Origin of the sequence: Bradyrhizobium sp. JR4.1, from assembly GCF_040548605.1 — a bacterium.
In the GTDB taxonomy this organism is placed as follows: domain Bacteria; phylum Pseudomonadota; class Alphaproteobacteria; order Rhizobiales; family Xanthobacteraceae; genus Bradyrhizobium; species Bradyrhizobium canariense.
Map to the genome: position 1 here is coordinate 171024 of NZ_JBEPRY010000002.1, position 25798 is coordinate 196821.

18 protein-coding genes and 1 pseudogene are annotated in these 25798 nt (G+C 63.8%); 9 read left to right on the top strand and 10 right to left on the bottom strand.

Features of this window, described 5'->3' with window-relative positions; genetic code table 11:
- Positions 1–2: 2 nt before the first annotated feature.
- Genes ABIB90_RS06090 through ABIB90_RS06100 form a run of 3 tightly spaced genes read left to right on the top strand, consistent with a single transcriptional unit; the run spans position 3 to position 3441 of the window.
- Positions 3–1463, top strand: coding sequence for a TadA family conjugal transfer-associated ATPase (locus ABIB90_RS06090; RefSeq protein WP_354159461.1), 1461 nt, complete (start codon positions 3–5; stop codon positions 1461–1463).
- A 16-nt stretch (positions 1464–1479) separates the two neighbouring features.
- A complete protein-coding gene (locus ABIB90_RS06095; RefSeq protein ID WP_354200432.1) occupies positions 1480–2457 on the top strand; it encodes a type II secretion system F family protein in 978 nt (325 codons plus the stop codon).
- 9 nt (positions 2458–2466) lie between these two features.
- Positions 2467–3441 carry a type II secretion system F family protein gene (locus ABIB90_RS06100; protein WP_007599767.1) on the top strand — a complete coding sequence of 325 codons (975 nt, stop codon included), beginning with the start codon at positions 2467–2469 and terminating at the stop codon, positions 3439–3441.
- A 74-nt stretch (positions 3442–3515) separates the two neighbouring features.
- On the opposite strand, the gene ABIB90_RS06105 is transcribed toward ABIB90_RS06100, so the two are convergent.
- The 3 genes from ABIB90_RS06105 to ABIB90_RS06115 form a co-directional block, all read right to left on the bottom strand.
- A complete protein-coding gene (locus ABIB90_RS06105) occupies positions 3516–4358 on the bottom strand; it encodes a tetratricopeptide repeat protein (RefSeq protein ID WP_354200433.1) in 843 nt (280 codons plus the stop codon).
- A gap of 94 nt (positions 4359–4452) precedes the next feature.
- On the bottom strand, positions 4453–5967 hold the full coding sequence (locus ABIB90_RS06110) for a metallophosphoesterase family protein (RefSeq protein WP_007599764.1): 1515 nt from the start codon (positions 5965–5967) through the stop codon (positions 4453–4455).
- A 266-nt stretch (positions 5968–6233) separates the two neighbouring features.
- The gene (locus ABIB90_RS06115) at positions 6234–6437 is read right to left on the bottom strand and encodes a hypothetical protein (protein ID WP_007599763.1); all 204 of its coding nucleotides are present in this window, start codon (positions 6435–6437) and stop codon (positions 6234–6236) included.
- 200 nt (positions 6438–6637) lie between these two features.
- Between ABIB90_RS06115 and ABIB90_RS06120 the strand changes: the two genes are divergently transcribed.
- Together ABIB90_RS06120 and ABIB90_RS06125 are read left to right on the top strand one after the other, a co-directional pair.
- Positions 6638–8011: a leucyl aminopeptidase family protein gene (locus ABIB90_RS06120; RefSeq protein WP_354200434.1), complete on the top strand. Its 1374-nt coding sequence runs from the start codon at positions 6638–6640 to the stop codon at positions 8009–8011.
- Positions 8004–8858: a C40 family peptidase gene (locus tag ABIB90_RS06125; protein ID WP_354200435.1), complete on the top strand. Its 855-nt coding sequence runs from the start codon at positions 8004–8006 to the stop codon at positions 8856–8858. The genes ABIB90_RS06120 and ABIB90_RS06125 overlap by 8 nt, the downstream gene beginning before the upstream one ends.
- Before the next feature lie 6 nt (positions 8859–8864).
- Here ABIB90_RS06125 and ABIB90_RS06130 read toward each other — a convergent pair whose 3' ends face one another.
- From ABIB90_RS06130 to ABIB90_RS06155, 6 genes are all read right to left on the bottom strand, one after another.
- Positions 8865–10502, bottom strand: coding sequence for an ABC transporter ATP-binding protein (locus tag ABIB90_RS06130; protein ID WP_007599757.1), 1638 nt, complete (start codon positions 10500–10502; stop codon positions 8865–8867).
- A gap of 4 nt (positions 10503–10506) precedes the next feature.
- On the bottom strand, positions 10507–11688 hold the full coding sequence (locus ABIB90_RS06135) for an ABC transporter permease (RefSeq protein WP_007599755.1): 1182 nt from the start codon (positions 11686–11688) through the stop codon (positions 10507–10509).
- On the bottom strand, positions 11688–12797 hold the full coding sequence (locus tag ABIB90_RS06140) for a microcin C ABC transporter permease YejB (RefSeq protein ID WP_007605353.1): 1110 nt from the start codon (positions 12795–12797) through the stop codon (positions 11688–11690). The genes ABIB90_RS06135 and ABIB90_RS06140 overlap by 1 nt, the downstream gene beginning before the upstream one ends.
- A complete protein-coding gene (locus ABIB90_RS06145; protein WP_354200436.1) occupies positions 12794–14674 on the bottom strand; it encodes an extracellular solute-binding protein in 1881 nt (626 codons plus the stop codon). The genes ABIB90_RS06140 and ABIB90_RS06145 overlap by 4 nt, the downstream gene beginning before the upstream one ends.
- A 14-nt stretch (positions 14675–14688) precedes the next feature.
- A complete protein-coding gene (locus tag ABIB90_RS06150) occupies positions 14689–16590 on the bottom strand; it encodes an extracellular solute-binding protein (RefSeq protein ID WP_007599751.1) in 1902 nt (633 codons plus the stop codon).
- A 208-nt stretch (positions 16591–16798) separates the two neighbouring features.
- Positions 16799–17353: a c-type cytochrome gene (locus ABIB90_RS06155; RefSeq protein ID WP_007605350.1), complete on the bottom strand. Its 555-nt coding sequence runs from the start codon at positions 17351–17353 to the stop codon at positions 16799–16801.
- Positions 17354–17585: 232 nt separating this feature from the next.
- On the opposite strand from ABIB90_RS06155, the gene ABIB90_RS06160 reads away from it, so the two are divergent.
- Positions 17586–18326: a 3-deoxy-manno-octulosonate cytidylyltransferase gene (locus tag ABIB90_RS06160; protein ID WP_007599748.1), complete on the top strand. Its 741-nt coding sequence runs from the start codon at positions 17586–17588 to the stop codon at positions 18324–18326.
- A gap of 21 nt (positions 18327–18347) precedes the next feature.
- Positions 18348–19193 carry a prephenate dehydratase gene (locus ABIB90_RS06165; protein ID WP_007599747.1) on the top strand — a complete coding sequence of 282 codons (846 nt, stop codon included), beginning with the start codon at positions 18348–18350 and terminating at the stop codon, positions 19191–19193.
- Between the two features lie 45 nt (positions 19194–19238).
- On the opposite strand, the pseudogene ABIB90_RS06170 reads toward ABIB90_RS06165, so the two are convergent.
- Positions 19239–20250 (bottom strand): annotated as a pseudogene (locus ABIB90_RS06170) (LLM class flavin-dependent oxidoreductase).
- Positions 20251–20642: 392 nt separating this feature from the next.
- Here ABIB90_RS06170 and metF point away from each other — a divergent pair.
- The gene (gene metF / locus ABIB90_RS06175) at positions 20643–21554 is read left to right on the top strand and encodes a methylenetetrahydrofolate reductase [NAD(P)H] (RefSeq protein ID WP_354200437.1); all 912 of its coding nucleotides are present in this window, start codon (positions 20643–20645) and stop codon (positions 21552–21554) included.
- A 5-nt stretch (positions 21555–21559) separates the two neighbouring features.
- Positions 21560–25423, top strand: a complete 3864-nt coding sequence (gene metH, locus ABIB90_RS06180; RefSeq protein WP_354200438.1) for a methionine synthase — start codon at positions 21560–21562, stop codon at positions 25421–25423.
- Positions 25424–25798: the final 375 nt, after the last annotated feature.

Below are 25798 nucleotides of genomic sequence, written 5' to 3' on the forward strand. Positions count from 1 at the left end.
AAGTGTTCGGTAAGCGTAGCGGAACAGACGCCGACGCCCGGGCCCCGAAGCCCGGTGCCGTGTCGCCAGAGCCTGCCCAGGCTCCGGCGCCCGCCGTGTCGCGCTTGCCGCAGCCGACAGTCTCGTCGCCGCCGCTTGCCCCGGCGAAGCCTGCGCCGACCATGGAAGCCCGCCGCTCGGACAATTATTACGAGGTCAAGGCGACCATCTTCGGCGCGCTGATCGAAGCCATCGACCTCGCCCAGCTCGCCAAGCTCGATTCGGAGTCCGCGCGCGAGGAAATCCGGGACATCGTCAACGAGATCATCGCGATCAAGAACATCGTGATGTCGATCGCCGAGCAGGAAGAGCTGCTCGACGACATCTGCAACGACGTCCTCGGCTACGGTCCGCTGGAGCCGCTGTTGTCGCGCGACGACATCGCCGACATCATGGTCAACGGCGCCGACACCGTCTACATCGAGGTCGCCGGCAAGATCCAACGCACCGGTATCCGCTTCCGCGACAATCAGCAGCTCCTCAACATCTGCCAGCGTATCGTCAGCCAGGTCGGCCGGCGCGTCGACGAATCCTCGCCGATCTGCGACGCGCGCCTGGCCGACGGCTCCCGCGTCAACGCCATCGTGCCCCCGCTGTCGATCGACGGCCCCACGCTGACCATCCGCAAGTTCAAGAAGGACAAGCTGACGCTCGATCAGCTCGTCAAGTTCGGCGCAATCTCGCCGGAAGGCGCGGAAATCCTCCAGATCATCGGCCGCGTCCGCTGCAACGTGCTGATCTCCGGCGGTACCGGCTCGGGCAAGACCACGTTGCTCAACTGCCTGACCAACTACATCGAGCACGACGAGCGCGTCATCACCTGCGAAGACGCCGCCGAACTCCAGCTCCAGCAGCCGCACGTAGTGCGACTGGAAACCCGCCCGCCCAACATCGAGGGCGAAGGCCAGGTCACCATGCGCGAACTGGTGCGCAACTGCTTGCGTATGCGTCCCGAGCGCATCATCGTCGGCGAAGTCCGCGGACCCGAGGCGTTCGACCTGCTCCAGGCCATGAACACCGGCCATGACGGCTCGATGGGCACGCTGCACGCCAACAATCCGCGCGAGGCGCTATCGCGCTGCGAATCCATGATCACGATGGGCGGCTTCTCCCTGCCTTCACGCACCATCCGCGAGATGATCTGCGCCTCGATCGACGTCATCGTCCAGGCAGCGCGGCTGCGCGACGGTTCGCGCCGCATTACCCACATCACCGAAGTGATGGGCATGGAAGGCGACACCATCATCACCCAGGACGTCTTCCTCTACGACATGGTCGGCGAGGACGCCAACGGCAAGATCATCGGCCGGCACCGGTCGACCGGAATCGGCCGCCCGAAATTCTGGGAACGCGCCCGCTATTACGGCGAAGAGAAGCGCCTTGCCGCGGCGCTCGACGCCGCGGAAGTGGCGCCGCCGACGTGAGCAGGTCAGCACAGCCATGAACATGCAAGTCCTTGCCCTCGCCTTCCTTGCCACCGCGACCGTCGGCGGCCTGGCCTGGGTCTTCCTTTATCCGATGCTGTCCGGGGAACGGAAGGCCGAGAGCCGCCGCGCCTCGATCTCGCGCGCCGAGGCGCCCACGGCCCGCGCCGCCGAGAAGACGCAGCGCTCGCGCCGCGAGCAGGTCGAAACCTCGCTCAAGGATCTCGAGGCGCGGCGCCAGCAGGAGAAGAGCGTATCGCTCAGTGTACGCCTGTCGCAGGCCGGCCTCGACTGGACGCCGCAGAAATTCTGGGTCGCATCCGCCGTCGTGGCGGGCGTGCTGTTCGCAGTCGCCTTGTTCATCGGCGGCGGCCTGCTCGGTGCCGCCGGCTTCGCTTTTGCCGGCGGGCTCGGTCTGCCCCGCTGGGCGCTCGGCTTCCTGAAGAAGCGCCGTGAAAACAAGTTCCTGGCCGCCTTGCCCGATGCCGTCGACGTGATCGTCCGCGGCATCAAGGCGGGCCTGCCGCTGTTCGAATCGATCAAGGTGGTCGCCGCCGACGCGCCAGAGCCGCTACGCTCCGAGTTTCTGTCCATCATCGAGACGCAGGCGATCGGCATGCCGCTCGGCGAGGCCTGCACGCGACTCTACGATCGCATGCCGCTGCCCGAGGCCAATTTCTTCGGCATCGTCATCTCGATCCAGCAGAAATCGGGCGGCAACCTCTCCGAAGCGCTCGGCAACCTCTCCAAGGTGCTACGCGACCGCAAGAAGATGAAAGAGAAGATCCAGGCGATGTCGATGGAAGCCAAGGCCTCGGCCGGCATCATCGGCTCGCTGCCGCCGATCGTGATGTTTCTCGTCTACCTCACGACGCCGGGATACATCTCGATGCTTTGGACTCATCCCACCGGCCAGCTCATGCTGGTCGGCTGCGTCGTCTGGATGTCGATCGGCATCATGGTGATGAAGAAGATGATCAATTTCGACTTCTGATGGTGCCTTATGGTAGAGTTCCTCGTTGCGAAACTTCACGACGTTCACTTCATGACGATGCTGCTGGCGGCCATCGCCGCCAGCGCCACCGTCTATACGCTGGTGATGCCGCTGTTCGCCGGCGAGGGCCTTTCCAAGCGCATGAAGGCGGTTGCGAACGAACGTGAGCGCATCCGGCAGCGCGAGCGCGAGCGCCTCCACAAGAGTGAAAAAGTCTCGCTGCGACAGACGCCGAAGCAGCTCGTCTCGAAGGTCGTCGATGACTTCAACCTGACCAAATGGCTCGCGCAGGAAGCTGCGCGGGACAAGCTCATCATGGCGGGCTATCGAGGCCAGGCGCCCTACATCACCTTCCTGTTCGCCCGCCTGGTTGCCCCGATCGTGCTATTCGTCGGTTCGGTCATCTACGTGTTCCTGATCGCGCACATGCAGCAGTCGTTGCCGATCAAGATCGGCATCTGCGTCGGTGCGGCCTATCTCGGACTTCAGGCGCCAATGCTGTTCCTCAGGAACGCGATCTCCAAGCGCCAGCTCTCGATCAAGCGCGCCTTTCCCGATGCGCTCGACCTGCTCCTGATCTGCATCGAATCCGGCATGTCGGTCGAGATGGCGTTCCGGAAGGTCGCGGTCGAAATCGTGAGCCAGTCGATCGCGCTGTCCGAGGAGTTCACCCTGACCACGGCCGAGCTATCCTATTTGCAGGATCGCAAGGTCGCCTACGAGAACCTCGCGCGGCGCACCGGGCTCGAGGGCGTCAAGTCGGTATGTCTCGCGCTCCAGCAGGCCGAGCGTTACGGCACCCCGCTCGGTCAATCCTTGCGGGTGATGGCGCAGGAAAATCGCGACATGCGCATGAACGAAGCCGAGAAAAAGGCCGCAGCACTGCCGCCGAAGCTGACGGTACCGATGATCCTGTTCTTCCTGCCGGTGCTGTTCGTCGTCATCCTCGGGCCGACGGGGATCAAGGTCACCGAGATGCAATGACGTTAGACGCGGACCGCGCACGGTCCGCGGGCGCCTTCAAGATTGGAAGATCAAGACTCGAAGATCACGTCTGATCAGTCGGGCTGGCCGAGCGAGGCGACCGGAATCCGCTTCGGCGCACCACGCCGGACGTCGTTGCGGGTCAGCATTTCCTTGAGATAGGCGACGTTGGCCACAGCCTGGTCCGGCGGCAGGTCCGCTTTCACGATGGTCTCGGCTTCGGCGAAGCGGCCCTGGAGACCGACGACCAGACCGAGATTCTGCCGCACCCGCGCGTTTGCGCGCGGCGAGGCATAGGCTTGCCGCAGGGCGTCTTCGGCCTTCGGCAGGTCTCTCGACAACATATAGGACAGGCCGAGATTGGAGAGCACACCGGGATCGCCAGGCGCGATCTTGAGCGCGCTCGCATAATAGGAGCGCGCTTCCTCGTGACGGCCCATCTGATCGAGCGCCGTCCCCTGTACCGAGAGCAGGCGCCAATCCGGGTTATCGGGCGAATGCGCCTTCGACAACACGTCGAAGGCTTGCTGGAAATTGCCGTTGTCGGAGAGCGCGCGGCCGTATTGGGCCATCAGCGCCTTGTTGCCGGGATTGGCGATGGTCGCCTGCTCGAGCACGGCGGCGGCCTGGGCGTGCTGGCCGCTGGCGCGCAAGGCCTGACCGTAGGCGAGCGCCGCATCGGCGTCTTTGGGATTGGCACGATAGCGCTCGCCATAGACTTCGGCAGCACGCGCGGGATCGGTGGGAGCGGCTTCCGCTCGCGGCCCGACCGAGCCCGTGACGTCGGAGAGTTTCGACATCGCCGTGCAGCCGCCGAGGCCCATGGCCACCGCCGCGACCAGCGAGGTGGACGCGAAAAGCCGGGCAAGACTGAGCCGTCCAAGACTGAACCGTTCAAGACCGAACCGTTGACGCATGACGCTTTGACTCTCGAGCCGATTGATCGAGCCGAACGCGCCAGCAATAGACTGTTAACCCTAACGGCCGGTTAATTCCCCGGACCCGCGTCCCTCACTGCGGCGCCGGCGGCGGGACCTTGCCGCCGAGACCCGGATCGAGACCGAGCGCCTTTGCCTGCTCGTTCAGGTCTCGCAGCAATTGCAATCGTTGCCGCGTCTCGATCTCGAGATCGATACCCGGGCGCGCCACCCTCGGCAATTCGCGCCGAAGGTCGTCACGATTGACCAGACGCCTCGCGCGGAGCTCGTCGAGCTGAAAATCGTCGATGCCGAGCACATTTGCAGATTGTTCGATCAACCGACGCAGCAGCGATGTCACCGTGGCCGCGGCGTCGACCTCATGCTTGCGTGCGGATCTCGATAACTTGCTTTCGAGATCTGCCCAGACGTGGGAGGTGACGAGATAGACGTGGAGCAAATCGGCCCAATCCGCCTCGCCATCGGCATAGAAGGCGCGGCGCAGCAGGAGCCGGCGGGCGAATGCCGCGACCTGATCCCGTTTCAGCGTCGTGCATGCGTCGATCTCGATGCCCGACTGGACGGCCGGATCTCGGGAAAAATCCCGCCCGGCCGGCAGCCCGACGACGCCGTGCGGCAGGTTGGAATCGAGGAGCCTGAAGACACCATCCTTGCGCGGACGTGAGTAGCGGGCGATCGCGAAGCGATACTCGGTGCGGCCGCCATGGGACATCGGATGGGACATCGGGCCGAAATGGATGACGTTGAAGCCGGCGTCGTCACCGGCCTGCCCGGTCGATGACGGACAGGACAAGACGTAGATCGTGCGCCAGAATGCTTCATCGCTCTCGCTCGACATGGCGCGCGGATCGGGAATCGAATAGCGCGTCAACCCTTCGACATGCCGGTGTCCGTGCAGAACCAGATCGACGTTGAGCGATGTCGCCGCTTCGAGGAAGGTCGCGGGCGCGGCGAGATACATCAGCGGTTCGTCGGGCACGCCGAGAAACCGCTTTCCTTCTCCGGTCGCCTGCGGCAGTGGATGATGGTGCAGCGCCAGCACGCGCACGAGGTTTTCCACCGGCTCGGCATAATCGGCGCGGCCGCCCGAGCCGAGGCTGCCCGCGAGCTCGACGCTCAGCCGCGCGGAATCCGAAACCATGGCGTGATAGGCGCTCTGGTCGACGTTGCCGCTCGCGAGCGTCGTGAGGCTCGCGCGGTTGGAATCCAGCAGCACCAGATCGAGGCCGGCCTGACGGTAGTAGACGCTCTTCGAGGTCCGCGGCAAATGCAGGTAATCATAGACGTCGTAGCGGCCTGCACGCTGGCTCGAGCGCTTGACGTCGTGATTGCCGGCGATTGCCTGGATGTCGGTGAACAGCCCGGTCTGTCGGAAGGACGCGATGACTGCGAGCGCTTCGTCGAGCGCAGGCGGCGTCGGGTCGTCCACGATATCGCCGGTGATCAGCAGGATGCGATCGGGAATGTCCGCGAAGTCCGCCATCCTCTCGCGAATTGCGGCATTGAGCGTCTCGATCGTCGCAAGCAGTCGACCAGACCCGTCCAGATGCAGGTCGGAAATCTGTACGATGACGAACGATCTATCCATTTTGCGTCGCTCATTTGCGAATGTCGCGCCGCGCAAACGATGAGAGAAATGCCTTCGACGATCAGATTCAGGCCGGTTTCAACCCAGGCCGTGATGAGCCAGGTAGCAATGACTTTCGCCACGTGCAGAACCCGCACGACACAATCTAAAATATTGGCCAATAATGCCACAACCGCAGCGCTAGTAAAGCCCCGCGGCCGCTCGCGCGAACCGCGGATCTTGGCATGAGATACGGGGCCCGCCCGATGATGGTTTCGCACACTTGATCAATATTCGATGGCGAGCCGCTTGCGGATTTCGTCAATGCGCTTGTCCAGTGCATCGAACCGCGCGTGAACGGAGCGGTCGTGGAGATAGAAGGCGTAACCGCCGGCAAGGAACGCGAATATCCAATGATGATGCTCGACATAGCCAAAAATCGCCTCGACCGCCTGGCCGATGAATGTGACCACGCTCCACACAAATTCCATTGCATTTCCTCCCGGCCGGCTTTGTCGTCGGCCGCCGGAGATCTCCGCACCCGACGGCCGTTGCCGGAACCTAGCATGGCCCCCTTGCTGCGAGTAGCGGATCGCTGAACGGTGGCAGCAAAGCTGATTGCGGCGGCGGCAAAACTCTGCGAAATCTCGTCCGTTCGTATGACCCGCTCGATCTGGATCCGGACCCGCCAATGCCTTCTGTCTTCGAGACGTCGCCTACCGCCATCCCGATCACCTTCGTCACCAAGTCGAGCTGGGATCAGGTCGCCGAGGGGCTACCGGCGGCGCAACGCCAGTTCGCCATTGCGAGCGCCTTTACCGCAAAGCCGGGCGGCTATCTCGCGCTGCCCGCGCTCGATGGCGCGATCGCGCAAGTGCTGTTCGGGCTCGAGGACGAAGGTGCAAGATCGCGCGACCTGTTCCGACCGGGCGCCCTGCCCGGCCTGCTGCCGCCGGGCATCTATCGCTTCGCCAATGCACCGCACGATGCACGGCTCGCCGCACTCGCCTTCGCGCTCGGCAGCTACCGCTTCGCCCGGTACCGCAAGGCGGATCGCCCCGAGGTCCGCCTCGTGCCGCCCGACGGCGTCGACGCGACCGAGATCAACCGCATGGCGAACGCCGCAACACTGGCGCGCGACCTCATCAACACGCCGGCCAATGACATGGGGCCGGAGGAGCTGGCCGCGGCCGCGCAGGATCTCGCCGCCGAATTCGGTGCAAGCTTTGCCTGCACCATCGGTGACGACTTGAAGACGAATTTTCCGCTGATCCACGCCGTCGGCATGGCATCTAGCCGCGCGCCGCGGCTGATCGACATCGGCTGGGGCGACCCGGCCCATCCCAAGGTGACGCTGGTCGGCAAGGGCGTCTGCTTCGACACCGGCGGGCTCGACTTGAAGCCGTCGAGCGGCATGCTGATCATGAAGAAGGACATGGGCGGCGCCGCCAACGTGCTGGCGCTGGCGCGCATGGTGATGGATGCGAAGCTGAAGGTGCGACTGCGCGTGCTGATTCCGGCCGTGGAGAACGCGGTCGCGGGCAATGCCTTCCGCCCGCTCGATATCTTCACCTCGCGCAAGCGCATCACGGTCGAGATCGGAAATACGGACGCGGAGGGACGGCTGGTGCTCGCCGACGCGCTGGCGCTGGCGGACGAGGAAAAGCCGGACCTGCTGATCGATCTCGGCACGTTGACGGGAGCGGCACGCGTCGCGCTGGGGCCGGATTTGCCGCCCTTTTACACCAATGATGAGGCGCTGGCCGCCGACGTCGCACGATGCGCGGCGAGGGAGAACGATCCGTTGTGGCGCATGCCACTGTGGCCGCCTTACGATGCGTGGCTGGACTCCAAGACGGCCACCATCACCAACGCACCGTCAGGCGGCTTTGCCGGCTCGATCATCTGCGCGCTGTTCCTGCAACGCTTCGTCGAACAGGCCAAGAGCTGGCTGCATGTCGACATCTACGGCTGGACGCCGTCGGCGAAGCCCGCACGCCCCGAGGGCGGCGAGTGCCAGGCCGCGCGCGCGATCTACACATTGCTGAGCGAGCGCTATGCGTGATCCGGGACGAGATCCAAGGCTGACACCCGCGCGCGGCGACCTCGCCGCGAAGTATCTCGAAGGCACGGTGCAGGCGGATCGCTTCGTCACGGGCGAGGAATTCGAGATGATCGAGGCGATCGCGCCCGTGCGCGAGCAGCCGTCGCCGAACGCGATGCTGATGACGCAAGCGTTGCGCGGCGAGCGCGTCACGGTCTACGACCGCAACAGCGAAGGCTGGGCATGGGGTCAGCTTTCCGGTGACGGCTATGTCGGCTGGCTGCCGGACGCAGCGCTCATGAAGCCTGCGGCCGCGCCGACCCACATAGTCAGGGCTTTACGAACCTTTGCCTTCCCCGGCCCCTCGATCAAGCTGCCGCCGGCGGACACGCTGGTGATGGGATCGAAGATCGCGGTTGCACGCGAGGACGGCAGCTTCGCCGTGACGGGCGACCGACAATATCTGCCCAAGGCCCATCTCGCCCCGCTTGGCCATCGCGAGCCGGATTTCGTCGCAGTCGCCGAGCGTTTCGTCGGCACGCCCTATCTCTGGGGTGGCAAGAGCAGCCTCGGCGTCGATTGCTCCGGCCTCGTCCAGATCTCGCTGACATCAGCGGGCATCGGCTGCCCGCGCGACAGCGACATGCAGCAGGCCGGCCTCGGCCGCGCGCTGGAGCCGCATGAGCGGAGCAGCTTGCTGCGCGGCGATCTCATTTTCTGGAAGGGTCATGTCGCCATCGTCCGCGACGCCGACACTATGGTCCACGCCAATGCGCATCACATGGCAACGGCGATCGAGCCGATCGAGCCGGCCATCGCAAGGATCAAGCAAGCCGGCAGCGAGGTCACCGCGATCAAGCGGCTCTGACGGACGCTAAGTCGCCGCAGACCCATTCCCCGCCGTCTCCAGCCGGAACGCCGCCGCAAACAGCGCGCGCGTGTAATCCGTCTTCGGGTTCTTGAAGAGCTCGGCGGCCTGGCCTTCCTCGACCACCTTGCCGCCGCGCATCACGATCAGATGGCTGGCGAGCGAGGCGACGACGCGCAGATCGTGCGAGATGAACATGTAGGTGAGATCGCGCCGGCGCTGCAATTCACGTAGCAGATCGACCATTTGCGCCTGAATCAGCATGTCGAGCGCACTGGTCGGCTCGTCCAGCACGACGAAATCCGGCTCCAGCACCACCGCCCGGGCGATGCTGATGCGCTGGCGCTGGCCGCCGGAGAATTCATGCGGATAACGGTGGCGGGTATCCGGCTTCAGTCCGACGTCCTCGAGCGCCTTGACGACGCGCTCCTCACGCTCGCCGCGCGAGAGCTGCGGCTGATGCACGGTGAGGCCCTCGGCGACGATGTCGGCGACCGACATGCGCGGGCTGAGCGAGCCGAACGGATCCTGGAACACGATCTGCATGTCGCGCCGGAACGGCCGCATCTCCTTGAAGCGCAGGCCCTGGATATCCTTTCCCAGGAACACAATGCGTCCGTTCGACGAGATCAGCCGCAGCAATGCGAGCCCCAGCGTGGTCTTGCCCGAGCCGGACTCGCCGACGACGCCAAGCGTCTCGCCCTTGCGCACGGCGATGCTGACACCGTCGACCGCCTTGATGTGACCGACCGTCTTGCGCATCAACCCGCGTTTGATCGGAAACCAGACTTTCAGGTCGTCGGCCGACATCACCACCGGCGCATCCGGCTGCGGCGGCGCCGGATCCGGCTTCGGCTCCGCGGCAAGCAGGTCGCGCGTGTAAGGATGCTTCGGGGTCTTGAACACTTGCTCGACCGGCCCCTGCTCGACGATCTCGCCGCCCTTCATGACGCAGACCTGGTCGGCGATGCGGCGCACGATGCCGAGATCGTGGGTGATGAAGAGCAGGCTCATGCCGAGGCGACTGCGGATCTCCGCGAGCAGCGTCAGGATCTGCGCCTGCACGGTGACGTCGAGCGCCGTGGTCGGCTCGTCCGCGATCAAGAGGTCAGGCTCGTTGGCGAGCGCCATCGCGATCATCACGCGCTGACGCTGGCCGCCGGAGAGCTGGTGTGGATAGCTCTTCAGCCGCGTTTCAGGCTCGGGAATGCCGACCTGCGTCAGCAATTCCAGCGTCCGCCTGCGCGCCTCGGCATTGCTGGTCGGATTGTGCAGCTGGATGATCTCGCCGATCTGCGCCTCGATCGTGTGCAGTGGGTTGAGCGAGGTCATCGGCTCCTGGAAGATGATGGAGATGTCGCTGCCGCGAATCTCCCGCATCTCCTGCTCCGACCGGTCGATCAGTTCCTGGCCCTTGAAGTGGATGCTGCCCGAAGGATGCGAGGCGTTCGGATAGGGCAAGAGCTTGAGGATCGAGAGCGCGCTGACCGACTTGCCGGAGCCGGACTCGCCGACCAGCGCCACGCACTCGCCGCGCCTGATCTGGAACGAGATCTTGTCGACCGCGAGCGTGGTGACGCCGCCCTGGTGGAAGGCCACCGAGAGCTCGCGCACGCTGAGCAGGGGCTGGTTGATCGCGTCCATTGGCTTACCTGAACGTCTTGCGCGGATCGAACGCGTCGCGCACGGCCTCGCCGATGAAAATCAAGAGCGACAGCATGATGGCGACCGAGAAGAAGCCGGAGAAACCGAGCCAGGGCGCCTGCACGTTGGACTTGCCCTGCGACAGCAGCTCGCCGAGCGACGGCGAGCCGGGCGGCAGTCCGAACCCGAGGAAGTCGAGCGCCGTTAGCGTCATCACCGAACTCGACACGATGAACGGCAGGAACGTCATGGTCGCGACCATCGCGTTCGGCAACAGATGCCGGAACATGATGACCTTGTTCGACACGCCGAGCGCCCGCGCCGCCTGGATATACTCGAAATTGCGCCCGCGCAGGAATTCCGCGCGCACGAGTCCGACCAGCGACACCCAGGAAAACAACAGCAGGATGCCGAGAAGCACGAAGAAGCCGGGCACGAGCACCGACGACAGGATCAGCAGTAGATAGAGCGAAGGAATCGCAGTCCATATCTCGATGAAACGCTGGAACAACAGGTCGATCCAGCCGCCGAAATAGCCCTGCACCGCGCCGGCCGCGATACCGACGATGGAGGAGACGATGGTCAGGCAGAGGCCGAACAGCACCGAGATGCGGAAGCCGTAGATCAGCCGCGCCACCACGTCGCGGCCCTGATCGTCGGTGCCGAGCCAGTTGTATTCGAGATCGCGGCAGCTCTTGAGGCCTTTCTTCTCGACGACAGGCTTGCATTGCGCTTCCGTCAGCATCCAGGTCGGCTTCGACGGCGCCGGCGTCGGCAGATCGAGATTGTGGGTGTCGTAGGAATAGCGGATCAGCGGCCAGACGATGCTGCCACCCTTGTCCTTGATCAACTTCTGCAGATAGGGATCGCGATAGTCGGCCGCCGTTTCGAAATCGCCGCCGAAAGTGGTTTCCGAATAGGTGACGACGGAGGGCCAATAAAGGTGGCCATCATATTTGATCAGGAACGGCCGATCATTGGCGATCAGCTCGGCGAACAGCGACACCACAAACAGGATCAGGAAGATCCAGAACGACCAATAGCCGCGCCGGTTCGCCTTGAAATTCTGCCAGCGGCGCCTGTTGAGCGGCGACGGCACGAACGGTTTGCGCGTGATCGGCACGGCATTGCCGAGCGGCGACTTCGCAGTGGTTTCGATCGGCGTGGTGGGGGCGGCCAGCGTCATCAGACCTCCCGCGCCTCGAAATCGATTCGCGGATCGATCCACATATAGGTCAGGTCAGAGATCAGGTTGATCACGAGGCCGACGAGCGAAAAGATGAAGAGCGTGCCGAACACCACGGGGTAGTCGCGGTTGAGAACGCTCTCGAAACTGAGCAGTCCCAGTCCGTCCAGCGAGAAGATGGTCTCGATCAGAAGCGAGCCCGAGAAGAAAGCGTGAATGAAGGTCGAGGGAAAGCCGGCGATGACGATCAGCATCGCGTTGCGGAAGACGTGGCCATAGAGCACCCTATTCTCGCTGCAGCCTTTCGCGCGCGCGGTCATCACGTATTGCTTGCGGATCTCGTCCAGAAACGAATTCTTTGTCAGGAACGTCATGGTGGTGAACGCACCGAGCCCCATGGCGATCAGCGGCAGCGTCAAATGCCAGAAATAATCGATGATCTTCCAGTACCACGGAAATTGCGACCAGCCGTCTGACGTCAGTCCGCGCAGCGGGAACCAGTTGAAGAACGAGCCACCGGCAAACAGGATGATCAAGAGGATCGCGAACAGGAACCCGGGTATGGCGTAGCCGAGCACGAGCACGCTCGACGTCCAGGTGTCGAAGCGCGTCCCGTCCCTGACCGCCTTGCGGATGCCGAGCGGAATCGAGATCAGGTAGGTCAGCAGCGTCAGCCATATGCCGAGCGAGATCGAGACCGGCAACTTCTCCTTGACGAGTTGCAGCACGCTGACATCGCGAAAATAGCTCTTGCCAAAATCGAAGCGGGCGAAATTCCAGACCATCAGTGCGAAGCGCTCCGGGGCCGGCTTGTCGAAGCCGAACTGCACTTCCAGCTTTTTGATGAAATCGGGATCGAGGCCTTGCGCGCCGCGATATTTCGAATTGATAGCGTCGCCGCCAGCGCCTAACTGCCCCGGGGCGCGTTGCGCAAAGTCGCTGCCGCCCGAAATGCGCGAGGTCCCGCCGGTATCGGCGCCCGAGAGCTGCGCGATCACGCGCTCGACCGGCCCGCCCGGCGCGAACTGCACGACGATGAAGGAGACGAAGAGGATCCCGAGCAAGGTCGGGATCATCAGCAGGATGCGGCGGGCGATATAGGCGCTCATGGCTGTTTCGCCTGCTCGAGCCTGGCGGCTTTGCCGCCCTCGTACCACCAGATGTCGGGGGCACCGACGCCGTTGGCATAACGCGGCGGCTTCTGCGGATGACCGAATTGGTCCCAATAAGCAAGCCGGTGCGTCTTGTTGTACCATTGCGGCACCCAATAACGGCCGGCGCGGAACAGCCGATCGAAGGCCCGGCAGGCGACGGTCAAGTCCTCGCGATTGTCCGCCGCCATGATCTTCTCGATCATGGCGTCGATGGCCGGACTGGCGACGCCCGCGAGATTATAGGAGCCCTTGGTCGCCGCGACCTGCGAGGAAAAGAACGCGCGCATAGCATCGCCCGGTGTCGCCGACATGCTGAAGCGCTGGATCGTGATGTCGAAGTCGAAATCTTCCTGGCGCGCCTTGTATTGCACGGCATCGACGAGGCGCACGCTCGCTTCGATGCCGAGCGTCGCGAGATTCTTGATGTAGGGCGCATGGTGCGGCTGGAACGAAGCCTCGTCCAACAGGAATTCGATCCTGAAGATCTCGCCGTTCGGCAGCACCCTCTTGCCGTCCTTGATCGGCAGGCCGGCGTCGCTGAGCAGTTGCTGCGCCTTGCGCAGCAGGCTGCGGTCCTGCCCGGAGCCGTCCGAGACCGGCGGCGTGAACGGCGCAGCGAACACCTCGTCGGGAATCTGGCCGCGAAACGGCTCCAGCAGCTTCAGCTCTTCCGGCGGCGGAGGCCCGTCGCTCGCCATGAGGTCCGAGTTCTGAAATGGCGACACCGTGCGGGCATAAGCACCGTACATGATGGTCTTGTTGGTCCACTCGAAGTCGAAGGCGTCGATCAGTGCCTCGCGCACGCGGGGATCCCTGAACTTGTCGCGCCGCGTGTTGATAAACCATCCTTGCGCGCCGGAGGGCGTGTCGTCGGGCACGACCTCCATCTTGACGCGACCGTCCTTCACCGCAGGGAAGTCATAGCGGGTCGCCCAGATCCGAGAGGTGAACTCCTCGCGATAGAGATAGTTCTTACCGGTGAAACCTTCGAAGGCGACATCGCGGTCGCGGTAGAATTCGTAGCGCACGACGTCAAAATTGTAGCTGCCGCGACAGGAGGGCAGATCGGCAGCCCACCAATCCTTGACGCGCTCGTATTCGATGTAGCGGTTGACCTCGAACTTGCCGACCTTGTACGGCCCCGAACCCAACGGGATCTCCAGAGACGTTTCGTCGAACGAACGGGAGGCATAGTAGGCTTTCGAGAAGATCGGCAGACTCGCCACATAGAGTGGCACGTCGCGCGCGCGTCCCTTGGCGAAGGTCACAACAAGCGTCGCATCGTCAACAGCTTCCGCGCTGACCATATCGCGCATCTGCACGATGATCAGGGGATGGCCCTTCGTCTTCAGCGACGTCAGCGAAAACGCCGCGTCGTGCGCGGTCAGCTTGGTGCCGTCGTGGAATTTCGCCTCGGGTCGCATCGTGAAGCGATAAACCAGCCTGTCTGCCGATATCTTTACAGACTTGGCGGCAAGCCCGTACATCCCGTCCGGTTCGTCATTGGCGCGCACCATCAGCGGCGCAAAGGTCATGTCCATGCCCTGCGCGCCATCGCCTTTGAGGATGAAGGCATTGAGCGAGTTGAAGGTCTGATAGGATTGATTGTAGGCGCGCACCGACGGGATAAGCGAGAAAGTGCCGCCCTTCGGCGCGTCGACATTGACGTAGTCGAAGTGATGGAAATCGGCGGGATATTTGAGGTCGCCGAAGGCCGACATGCCGTGGGCCTCGGCAGGCATCTCGGACGCTGCCGCGCCCCGGAGCCAGGAGACGCCGAACGCGCCACCGGCACCCAAGGCCAGCACATGCCGGCGTGAAAGCTGCGCCATGCGGAGAATGTCCTTCACGACTTCTTTGCGATCCGCGCCGCCTTGTCCGCGTCGTACCACCAGATGAACGGAAAGCCGGACTGACCGTATTTGGGTAATTCCGCCGGCCGGCCGAACCGATCCCAGCGCGCGGTGCGGACCTTCGTATAAGTCCACTGCGGCACGACGTAGTGATTCCACAGGAGCACGCGGTCGAGTGCCTTGGTTGCCGCGACGAGATCGTCGCGACCCTTGGCGTAGATCACCCGCTCGATGAGCTTGTCGACAGCCGGATTCTTGATGCCGGTAATATTGCGTGAACCGGCGATGTCGGCCGTCTTCGAGGACCAGAATTCGCGCTGCTCGTTGCCCGGCGACTGCGACTCGCCCCAGGAGTTGGTGACGATGTCGAAATCCCACTCGCGCGTCCTGTTCTCGTACTGGGTGGGATCCACCGTCCGCACGCTGACGGCAATGCCGAGCCGTTCCAGCGAAGGCTTATAGAACAGCGTGATCCGCTCGAAACTCGGATCCGAGTTCAGCAACTCCAGGGAGAACTGGGTGCCGGTCTTGACGTCGATCAGCTTGCGGTCGCGCACCTCGTAGCCGGCTTCCTTGAACAGGCGCAGCGCTTCGCGCAGATTGTCGCGCACGGCTTCCGGACTGCCGCCGACTGGATTGGTATAGGCCGTCGTGAAGACTTCGGGCGGAACCTCGGCGCGGACCGTCTCGAGAATCTCGAGCTCCTTGCCCTGCGGCAACCCGGTCGCCATCAGCTCATCGATGCCGTCGAAATAACTGCTGATGCGCTTGTACTGGCCGTAGAAGATCTGCTTGTTCATCTCCTCGAAGTCGAACGCGTAATTGAGCGCGCGTCGCACGCGCGGATCCTTAAACTTGGCGCGGCGCAGGTTCGGCACGAAGGCCTGCATGACGCCCGAGCTGCGATTGGCGAACTCCTCGAGGATCACGCGCTTTTCGGTGACGGCCGGGAAGTCGTAGGCTGTCGCCCAGTTCTTCGCGCTGTTCTCGGTGCGCCAATCGACCTGATCGGCCTTGAAGGCCTCGATCGCCACGGTGGCGTCGCGGAAATACTCGTAGCGCAGCTCGTCGAAATTATTACGGCCCACATTGGCGGCGAGATCGCGTCCCCAATAGTCCTTGACGCGCTCCAGCGCGATCGACCGCCCGGCAACGAATTCCTTGACCCGGTAGGGGCCCGACCCCAGCGGCACTTCGAGCGTGGTGGCGGAGACATCGCGCTTGCGGCCCTGCGCGTCGGTGCCCTCCCACCAATGCTTCGGCAGGACCGTGAGCTGCCCGACGATCTGCGGCAATTCGCGGTTGCCCGGCGCGTCGAACACGAATTTCACCTCGCGCTCGCCGACCTTCTCGGCCTTCACCACATGGCTGTAATACGCCGAGTACTGCGGGTGGTGCTTCTTGAAGGAATCGAGCGAGAAGATCACGTCGTCGGCCGTAACCGGCTTGCCGTCGTGCCATTTGGCTTGCGGCCGCAAGCGGTAAGTCACGAAGGAGAAATCATCCGGATGGCTGACGGCCTCGGCCAGCGCGCCGTATTCGGTCGAGACTTCGTCGAGCGCGGCCGTCGTGAGGGATTCGTAGATGAATGCTACGGCGCCGGCGACTTGCCCCTTCACACCGGAGACGACGATGTTGAAATTGTCGAATGTGCCGACGGCGATCTGGCGCGCGACGCCGCCTTTTGGCGCTTCCGGATTGACGTAGTCGAAGCGCTTGAAGTCCGCGGGGTATTTGACCTGTCCGAACAGCGACAGAGCATGGCGCCAGGTGGGCTCGTTGGCGGATTGCGCGTGTGCCACGCCGACGGCGGGAAGGCCCGCTACGGAACCAAGGGCGGGGAGCGTTACGGCAGCAGTGCCAGTGAGCAGGAGATCGCGTCGGGTAAGGGCCAAATCAACATTCCTGTCTTGAAGGAGGCTACTCCTTTAAGTTCCCAATATAGGCGAGGTTTCGACGGAATATGTTGCTTTTTCCTCATCTTGGAAGGCCGGCTGGCTGATCGCTGCGGCCAAACGCCCCGATAACAACGCCGCGAGGCCCGGATAAGCGAACGGCCGGGCTTTGAGCCCGGCCGCGTACGAAGAGCGAAGTCGACAGGCCTTACTTCGCCGCGGTGGGCAGCGGCTTCGGGCTGTCGGAGAGGCTGTTCAGGTAAGCGATCACGTCGGCGCGCTCGCTATCCTTCGGAATGCCGGCAAAGCCCATCGCGGTGCCCGGGACAGCCGCCTTGGGATTGGCGATGAATTTGTTGAGCGCATCGAAGTCCCACGTGCCGCCCTTGGCCTTCATCGCTGCCGAGAAGTTGAAGCCGCCGCGACCTTCGCCAACATGGTCGCCGACAACGCCGTAGAGGTTCGGACCGACACGGTTGGGGCCGCCCTTCTCGAAGGTGTGGCAAGCGCCGCACTTCTTGGCGGCGGAAGCGCCCTTCTCGACCGAGGCGGTCTGCAGCAGCTTTTCGATCGGCTCGGCGGCCGTGGGGGCAGCTCCGCCTTCCTTGCCGTGGCCGGCGTCTTCCTTCACTGCGATCTCGAACCCCGGCTTTTCCGGCATCTTGGGCGAGAACAACGCCTGGGCGGTGAAGCTCGTCACCAGCAGAAGGAGACAGGTGCCGAGCACGGCACCGAGAATCTTGTTCAGTTCGAAAGAGTCCATTTCCGGCCAGGCCCCACACCGCAAGAAGGATCGAGCGGCCCAATGCGGCCGCCAGGACGAGCCTCGGAGAATCAACGTTCCTTAACTGTTTCCCCGAGTTTTGCCATTGAGATATCGGTTTGCCCGGGGTCTGGCAACCCGTATAAGCGAGCGGGCTTCAAGCCCGTCCCCACCCATTTCTCGGCGCGGAAAACGCCCCGTTTCCAGGCCCTTGAACCCAGGCCCTTGAATCATGATCGATCCCCGCATCCTGGTGCTTATTCCGGCCCGCATGGCCGCCACCCGCCTGCCCGGCAAGCCGCTCGCCGATATCGCGGGGCAGCCGATGATCGTGCACGTCATGCGCCGTGCCGAAGCCGCCGGGATAGGCCGGGTCGCGGTCGCAACCGACACGGCGGAGATCGCGTCCGTCGTGACCGCCCATGGCGGCGAGGCCGTGATGACCCGCCCGGAGCACCCGTCCGGCTCCGACCGCATCCACGAGGCCATGCTGAAGCTCGATCCGGACGGCAAAGCCGAGATCGTGGTCAATCTGCAGGGCGATTTCCCGACCATCACGATCGACAACATCCGCGAGGTGCTGCCGCCGCTGCAAGACCCCGTCGTGGACATCGCAACGCTGGCTTCGCAGATCCACACCGAGGAGGAGGACCTCGCGCCGAGCGTCGTGAAGGCGATCGGGACCTCGCTCGGCGGCAGACGTATGCGCGCACTTTATTTCACCCGCGCAACCGCCCCGACCGGCGACGGACCGCGCTACCACCATATCGGTCTCTATGCCTATCGCCGTGCCGCGCTGGAACGCTACGTCCGGCTCCCGCCCTCGCCGCTGGAATTGCAGGAGAAGCTCGAGCAGCTCCGGGCGCTCGAGGCCGGAATGCGCATCGACTTCACCATTGTCGATACCGTGCCCCGCGGGGTCGACACGCCGGCGGACCTGGAAACCGCCCGCAGCATCCTTTCCAAATCCTGAGCCGCTGTTACAAGGCCGAGCATGAGCAAGCTGAAAATCGCATTCCAGGGCGAGCCTGGCGCCAATTCCCACATCGCCATCGTCGAGGCCTATCCCGACGCCGAGCCGATGCCCTGCGCCACCTTCGAGGACGCCTTGTCGGCGATCTCGTCCGGCGAAGCCGATCTCGGTATGATCCCGATCGAGAATTCGGTCGCGGGCCGCGTCGCCGACATCCATCATTTGCTGCCGGCCTCCGGCCTCTTCATCATTGGCGAATGGTTTCTGCCGGTCCGGCATCAGCTGATGGCGGTGAAGGGCACCCGGCTCGAAGACATCAAGAGCGTCGAAAGCCATGTGCACGCGCTCGGCCAGTGCCGGCGCATCATCCGCAAGCTCGGCATCAAGCCAATCGTGCACGCCGATACCGCCGGCAGCGCCCGCGACATCTCCGAGCGCAACGACAAGACGGTGGCCGCGATCGCCTCGCGCCTGGCCGCAAAGATTTACGGCCTCGACATTTTGGCCGAGGACATCGAGGACGAGGCCCACAACACCACGCGCTTCGTGGTGCTGGCGCGCGAACCGAAATGGGCCGCACAGGGCTCCGGTCCGCTGGTCACGACTTTTGTGTTCCGGGTGCGCAATTTGCCGGCCGCGCTCTACAAGGCGCTCGGTGGCTTTGCCACCAACGGCGTCAACATGACCAAGCTCGAGAGCTACATGGTCGACGGCAATTTCTTCGCCACCCAGTTTTACGCCGACGTCGACGGCCACCCCGAGGACAAGGGCCTCGCTTTCGCGATCGAGGAGCTGAAATTCTTCTCGCGCGAATTCCGCATCGTCGGCGTGTATCCAGGCCACCCGTTCCGCGCGACGATGGAATAGTCCCGTGTCCCGGACGCGCGAAGCGCGAGCCGGGGCACGAGAGCTTTATCCGACCGCCTTAAGTCCGAACGCCTCCGCCAGCAGCGAATACGATTTCTTGCGCGCCTCGTGATCGTACACGGCGGTGATCACCATCAACTCGTCCGGCTTGCTCGCGTCGATCAACGGCTGCAGTGTCTTCTGCACGGTTGCAGTGCTGCCGACGAACAGGCGCGAGCGGTTGCGCCGGATCGAGATCCGCTCCGAGTCGCTATAGGGATAGGCCAGTGCCTCTTCGACGCTCGGCAACGGAAGATACTGGCCGCGGTCGCGGCGCAGGCGGTTGAGGTCGAAAGACGCGGCGAGCTTTTCGGCTTCGTCATCGGTGTCGGCCGTGATGACGGCGACCGCGAGGATCGCGCGCGGACTCGCACTCCAGGCCGAGGGCTGAAAACGATTGCGATAGTGCACCATCGCATCGATCGCATCGTGGGACGCAAAATGATGGGCGAATGCGAAGCCCATGCCGACCTGCGCGGCGAGCTCCGACGAATAATCGCTGGAGCCGAGCAGCCAGATCGGCGGCAACGGCGTATCGTCGGGCATCGCGACGACGTTGTGGTAGGGATGGCCCGAGGGGAATTCCCGGGTCTGCCACAGGATCAATTCGTGCAGCCGCTCGAGGAAATCATCGCCTTCGCGGCGGTCGAGCCGGCTGCGCAGCGCATAGGCCGTGGCACCGTCAGTGCCGGGGGCGCGGCCGAGGCCGAGATCGATGCGGCCGGGAAACAACGCCTCCAGCATCTTGAAGCGCTCGGCCACGACCAGCGGCGCGTGATTTGGCAGCATCACGCCACCGGAGCCGACGCGGATGTGCTTCGTCACCGCCGCGATTTGCCCGATCATCACGTCGGGCGCCGGACTAGCGACAGAGGCGAGATTGTGATGCTCGGCGAGCCAGTAGCGGACATAGCCGAGCCCATCGACATGGCGCGCCAGGTCGATGCTGTTGCGCAGCGCCGCGGCGGGCTTTGTGCCGCTTGTGACGACGGAGAACGAGGACTGAGAGCGGGATCATGGCGCGCTAACGTAGTGGAGAGCGGCGCAGCGGCAATGGGCCGGGCGCGCAGGTCTGACGTGCAGGCCGCGGACTCGCGGGACTTCGCCGCAGTGTTGGGACAGCGACCGCGCTAATAGTATCATTTTCATATTGCCCACCGACAAATTCGCGCCGAACGAACCACCCTCCTCTATTATATATCTGATATATCAGATATTTTATCTAAAATCGAATTTCCCACCTCGACCTCTAACCTCAGACGTTTCTTAATTTATACCCGTAAAGTGGGCAATTTCCCATCACTGATGGGCTGTCGAGAGCGGCCGCTTTGGCCTATCTTGACCTCTCCCAATCTAGACCTGACCGCCGGCCGCCAACGACCCGGCGAGCCCTTGGAGTGAGTGGTGCCCATGACTGACGCGACGATGCCTGCCCACACCGACGGGTACCTGAAGCGGCCTGCGATCTCCTTCGAGTTCTTTCCGCCCAAGACGGAAGATATGGAGCGCAATCTCTGGGACACCATCAACCGCCTGGCCCCGCTCGACCCGAAATTCGTCTCAGTGACCTATGGCGCCGGCGGCTCGACCCGTGAGCGGACCCACGCGACCATCTCGCGCATCCTGAAAGAGACCGCGCTGCTGCCGGCCGCGCATCTGACCTGCGTCGGCGCCTCGCGCGGGGAGATCGACGAGATCGTCGACCGCTATCACGAGGTCGGCGTCCGCCACATCGTGGCTTTGCGCGGCGATCCCGCCGGCGGCATCGGCACGGCCTACTCCAGCCATCCCGACGGCTACCAGAGTTCCGCCGACCTCGTCGCCGGCATCAAGAAGCGGCACGGCGATATCGAGGTGTCGGTGTCGGCGTACCCCGAGAAGCATCCCGAGGCGCGCGACTTCGACGATGACATCGACACGCTGCAGGCCAAGGTCGATGCGGGCGCGACCCGCGCGATCACGCAGGTGTTCTTCGATAACGACCTCTACTTCCGCTATCTCGACCGCGTGCGGGCGCGCGGGATCAACATCCCGATCGTGCCGGGCATCATGCCCATGCACAATTTCAAGCAGGCTCGCAATTTCGTCACCCGCGCCGGCACCTCCGTGCCGGATTGGTTCGCCGCGAAATTCGAGGGCCTCGACGACGACGCCGAGACCCGCAAGCTGGTGGCGGCCACCGTCGCCGCCGGCCAGGTGCAGAAGCTGGCCAAGCACGGCGTCGACACCTTCCATTTCTACACCATGAACCGCGCCGATCTCGTGTTCGCGATCAGCCACTTGCTCGGCATTCGCGCCAAGAGCGCACAGAAGGCGGCGTAAGAGAAATGACCGTATCTCCCTCTCCGAAGCGAACTGCCCTGCTCAATGCCGCTCGCGAGCGCATCCTCGTGCTCGACGGCGCCATGGGCACGATGATCCAGAACCTCCAGTACGACGAGGCCGCCTTCCGCGGCGAGCGCTTCAAGGATTTCCATCGCGACCTGCGCGGCAACAACGATCTCTTGATCCTGACCCAGCCGCAGGCGATCGAGGACATCCACGCGGCTTACTTGCGCGCCGGCGCCGACATCGTCGCGACCAACACGTTCTCCACGACCTCGATCGCGCAGGCCGATTACGATCTCGCCGACATCATCTACGAGATGGCGCGCGAAGGCGCCCGCCTCGCCGGCAATGCCGCACGCCGCGTCGAGGCCGAGGACGGCAAGCCGCGCTTCGTCGCGGGCGCCATCGGACCGACCAACCGCACCGCCTCGATCTCGCCCGACGTGTCCAATCCCGGCTACCGCGCCGTCACGTTCGACGATTTGCGCAAATCCTATGGCGAGCAGATCAACGGCATGCTCGACGGCGGCGTCGATCTGCTGCTGGTCGAGACCATCTTCGACACGCTGAACGCCAAGGCGGCGCTCTACGCGATCGCCGAGATCACCGAAGAACGCGGCATCGACATGCCCGTGATGGTGTCGGGCACCATCACCGACAAGTCCGGCCGCCTGCTGTCCGGCCAGTTGCCGGAAGCGTTCTGGCATTCGGTGCAGCACGCCAAGCCCGTCACCATCGGCTTCAACTGCGCGCTCGGCGCGGAAGATCTGCGCGCGCATATCGCCGATATCGGCCGCGTCGCCGACACGCTCGTTTGTGCCTATCCCAATGCCGGCCTGCCCAACGAGTTCGGCCAGTATGACGAGACCCCGGAATACATGGCTCGCCTGGTCGGCGAGTTCGCGCGTGATGGTTTGGTCAATATCGTCGGCGGCTGCTGCGGCACCACGCCGGACCATATCGCGGCGATTGCGGCTGCGGTCGCGCCGCACAAGCCGCGCATCGTGCCGGAGATCGAACCTCGCTTGCGGCTCTCCGGCCTCGAGCCGTTCATCCTGACCGACGCGATTCCTTTCGTGAATGTCGGCGAGCGCACCAACGTCACCGGCTCCGCCCGCTTCCGCAAGCTGGTCACTGCCGGCGACTACACCGCCGCGCTGCAAGTCGCGCGCGACCAGGTCGAGAACGGCGCGCAGATCATCGACGTCAACATGGACGAGGGTCTTCTGGACTCGGAAGCCGCGATGGTGACCTTCCTCAACCTCGTCGCCGCCGAGCCCGACATCGCCCGAGTCCCGGTGATGGTCGATTCCTCGAAATTCTCGGTGATCGAGGCCGGCCTGAAATGCGTGCAGGGCAAGCCGGTCGTCAACTCGATCTCGATGAAGGAGGGCGAGGAGAAGTTCGTTCACGAGGCCAAGATCGCCCGCCGCCACGGCGCGGCCGTCGTGGTGATGGCGTTCGACGAGGTCGGCCAGGCCGACACGTTCGCCCGCAAGACCGAGATCTGCAAGCGCGCCTACGACATCCTGGTGAACCGCGTCGGCTTCCCGCCGGAAGACATCATCTTCGATCCGAATATTTTCGCGATCGCAACCGGCATCGAGGAGCACAACAATTACGGCGTCGACTTCATCGAGGCGACGCGCTGGATCCGCAAGAATCTGCCGGGCGCGCACATTTCTGGCGGTGTGTCCAACCTGTCATTCTCGTTCCGCGGCAACGAGCCGGTGCGCGAGGCCATGCACTCGGTGTTCCTGTATCATGCCATCAAGGCCGGCATGGACATGGGCATCGTCAATGCCGGGCAGATGATCGTCTATGACGACATCGATCCCGAATTGCGCCAGGTGTGCGAGGACGTCATCCTCAACCGCGACCCCGGTGCGTCCGAGCGTCTGCTGGTGCTCGCGGAAAGATTCCGCGGCAACAAGACCCAGACTAAGGAAGCCGATCTCAGCTGGCGCGAATGGCCGGTGGCGAAGCGGCTGTCGCATTCGCTGGTGCACGGCATCACCGAATTCATCGAGCAGGATACCGAAGAGGCCCGCAAGGCCTCGACGCGCCCGCTCGACGTGATCGAGGGACCGCTGATGGCCGGCATGAACGTAGTCGGCGATCTCTTCGGCGACGGCAAGATGTTCCTGCCGCAGGTGGTGAAGTCGGCCCGCGTGATGAAGCAGGCTGTCGCCTGGCTAATGCCCTTCATGGAAGAGGAGAAGGCGCGCAATCTCGCCAACGGCATCGGCACGGAAGGCTCCTCGTCCGCCGGCAAGATCGTGCTCGCGACCGTCAAGGGCGACGTCCACGACATCGGCAAGAACATCGTCGGCATCGTGCTCCAGTGCAACAATTACGAGGTGATCGACCTCGGCGTGATGGTGCCCGCGGCCAAGATCGTCGAGACCGTGAAGGCGGAGAAGGCCGACATCGTCGGGCTGTCCGGCCTGATCACGCCCTCGCTCGACGAGATGGCGTTCTTCGCCGGCGAATTGCAGCGCGAAGGCCTCAAGCTGCCGCTGCTGATCGGCGGCGCCACCACGAGCCGTGTGCATACGGCGGTGAAGATCGACCCGAGCTATCGCGCCGGCCCCGTGGTGCATGTCAACGACGCCAGTCGCGCGGTCGGTGTTGCGTCCGCGCTGCTGTCGCCCGAGCGGCGCGAGGCCTATGCTGCCGAAGTCCGCGCCGAATACGCAAAGATCTCGGATGCGCATATGCGCGCCCAGGCCGACAAGAAGCGGCTGAAGCTGGCGACCGCCCGCGCCAACCGCGTGCCGGTCGACTTTGCCGCCAACAAGCCGGTGAAGCCGACCTTCCTCGGCACCAGGAGCTTTGACGACTACGATCTCGCCGAGCTGGTGCCCTATATCGACTGGACGCCGTTCTTCCAGACCTGGGAGCTCGCCGGGCGCTTCCCCGCCATCCTTAGCGATGCCAAGGTCGGCGAGGTCGCGCGCTCGCTCTACGAAGACGCGCGGAAAATGCTCGACCTGATCGTCAAGGAAAAATGGTTCCGAGCGCGCGCCACCGTCGGCTTTTGGCCGGCCAATGCAGAGGGCGACGACATCGTGCTTTATGCCGACGAGAGCCGGACCAGGACGATCGCGACGCTGCACACGCTGCGCCAGCAGCTCGAGAAGCGCGCGGGCCGTTTCAACGCCGCGCTGTCCGACTTCGTCGCACCCGCCACCACCGGCGTGCCCGATTATGTCGGGGGCTTCGTCGTCACCGCCGGCATCGGCGAGGATGTGGTCGCCGACCGGTTCAAGATGGCCAATGACGACTACTCCTCGATCCTGTGCAAGGCGCTGGCCGACCGCCTCGCCGAAGCCTTTGCCGAGCGCATGCATGCCCGCGTCCGCCGCGAGTTCTGGGCCTATGCGCCCGACGAGGCGCTCTCGACCGACGAGTTGATCCTCGAAAAGTACCAGGGCATCCGTCCCGCCCCCGGCTATCCCGCGCAGCCCGATCACACCGAGAAGGCGACGCTGTTCGAGCTGCTCGACGCCGAGAACACCGCCGGCGTGAAGCTGACCGAGAGCTTTGCGATGTGGCCGGGCTCTTCCGTGTCGGGGCTCTATCTCGCCAGTCCCGAGAGCTATTATTTCGGCGTCGGCAAGATCGAGCGCGATCAGGTCGAGGATTATGCTGCGCGCAAGGGCATGAGCGTCGCCGAGACCGAGCGTTGGCTCGCGCCGATCCTGAACTACATCCCGGCGCGAGAGGGCGCGAGCGACAAGGCGGCGTTCGCGGCAACGCCGGCGAACGACGAAACGTCGAAGGAGCTTGCCTCGCATCCGCCGGGCTGCACCTGCGCGGTGCATTTAGTCTGGCAGAAGAAGCGCGCGGGCGCGGGTTAGGCGCCCTCCAAACAAAAAGCGAGAAATCAACCCCATGCACAGTAGACATGGGGTTGAAAAAGCTCGATAAATTTCGGTATTGCCGAAATGGACTTGCGGCGTCGGGCAAAACACCTGTATGAATGCATGATCGCCCACCGCGCCCGTTTGACACTCGCTGCCTCGTCCGTCGCGATCATGCGCGCGTACCACACGTTCGGTGTCGTCCGTTCGGTGTCGTCTTGGCGAAGGCCAGGACCCATACCGCGTGATCCATCGGTGACCATCGCTGGTAATACCGAACGACCAATCTTCGCCAAATGACCCATTTGGGTCATGGGTCCTGGCTTTCGCCAGGACGACATTGGTGAAGCAAATGCTCGGCCTGTACCGGAA

Coding starts and splice junctions, on each gene's coding strand:
- ABIB90_RS06095 (WP_354200432.1), top strand. CDS start 1,480: ATGAACATGCAAGTCCTTGCCCTCGCCTTCCTTGCCACCGCGACCGTC.
- ABIB90_RS06100 (WP_007599767.1), top strand. CDS start 2,467: ATGGTAGAGTTCCTCGTTGCGAAACTTCACGACGTTCACTTCATGACG.
- ABIB90_RS06105 (WP_354200433.1), bottom strand. CDS start 4,358: ATGCGTCAACGGTTCGGTCTTGAACGGTTCAGTCTTGGACGGCTCAGT.
- ABIB90_RS06110 (WP_007599764.1), bottom strand. CDS start 5,967: ATGGATAGATCGTTCGTCATCGTACAGATTTCCGACCTGCATCTGGAC.
- ABIB90_RS06115 (WP_007599763.1), bottom strand. CDS start 6,437: ATGGAATTTGTGTGGAGCGTGGTCACATTCATCGGCCAGGCGGTCGAG.
- ABIB90_RS06120 (WP_354200434.1), top strand. CDS start 6,638: ATGCCTTCTGTCTTCGAGACGTCGCCTACCGCCATCCCGATCACCTTC.
- ABIB90_RS06125 (WP_354200435.1), top strand. CDS start 8,004: ATGCGTGATCCGGGACGAGATCCAAGGCTGACACCCGCGCGCGGCGAC.
- ABIB90_RS06130 (WP_007599757.1), bottom strand. CDS start 10,502: ATGGACGCGATCAACCAGCCCCTGCTCAGCGTGCGCGAGCTCTCGGTG.
- ABIB90_RS06135 (WP_007599755.1), bottom strand. CDS start 11,688: ATGACGCTGGCCGCCCCCACCACGCCGATCGAAACCACTGCGAAGTCG.
- ABIB90_RS06140 (WP_007605353.1), bottom strand. CDS start 12,797: ATGAGCGCCTATATCGCCCGCCGCATCCTGCTGATGATCCCGACCTTG.
- ABIB90_RS06145 (WP_354200436.1), bottom strand. CDS start 14,674: ATGGCGCAGCTTTCACGCCGGCATGTGCTGGCCTTGGGTGCCGGTGGC.
- ABIB90_RS06155 (WP_007605350.1), bottom strand. CDS start 17,353: ATGGACTCTTTCGAACTGAACAAGATTCTCGGTGCCGTGCTCGGCACC.
- ABIB90_RS06160 (WP_007599748.1), top strand. CDS start 17,586: ATGATCGATCCCCGCATCCTGGTGCTTATTCCGGCCCGCATGGCCGCC.
- ABIB90_RS06165 (WP_007599747.1), top strand. CDS start 18,348: ATGAGCAAGCTGAAAATCGCATTCCAGGGCGAGCCTGGCGCCAATTCC.
- metF (WP_354200437.1), top strand. CDS start 20,643: ATGACTGACGCGACGATGCCTGCCCACACCGACGGGTACCTGAAGCGG.
- metH (WP_354200438.1), top strand. CDS start 21,560: ATGACCGTATCTCCCTCTCCGAAGCGAACTGCCCTGCTCAATGCCGCT.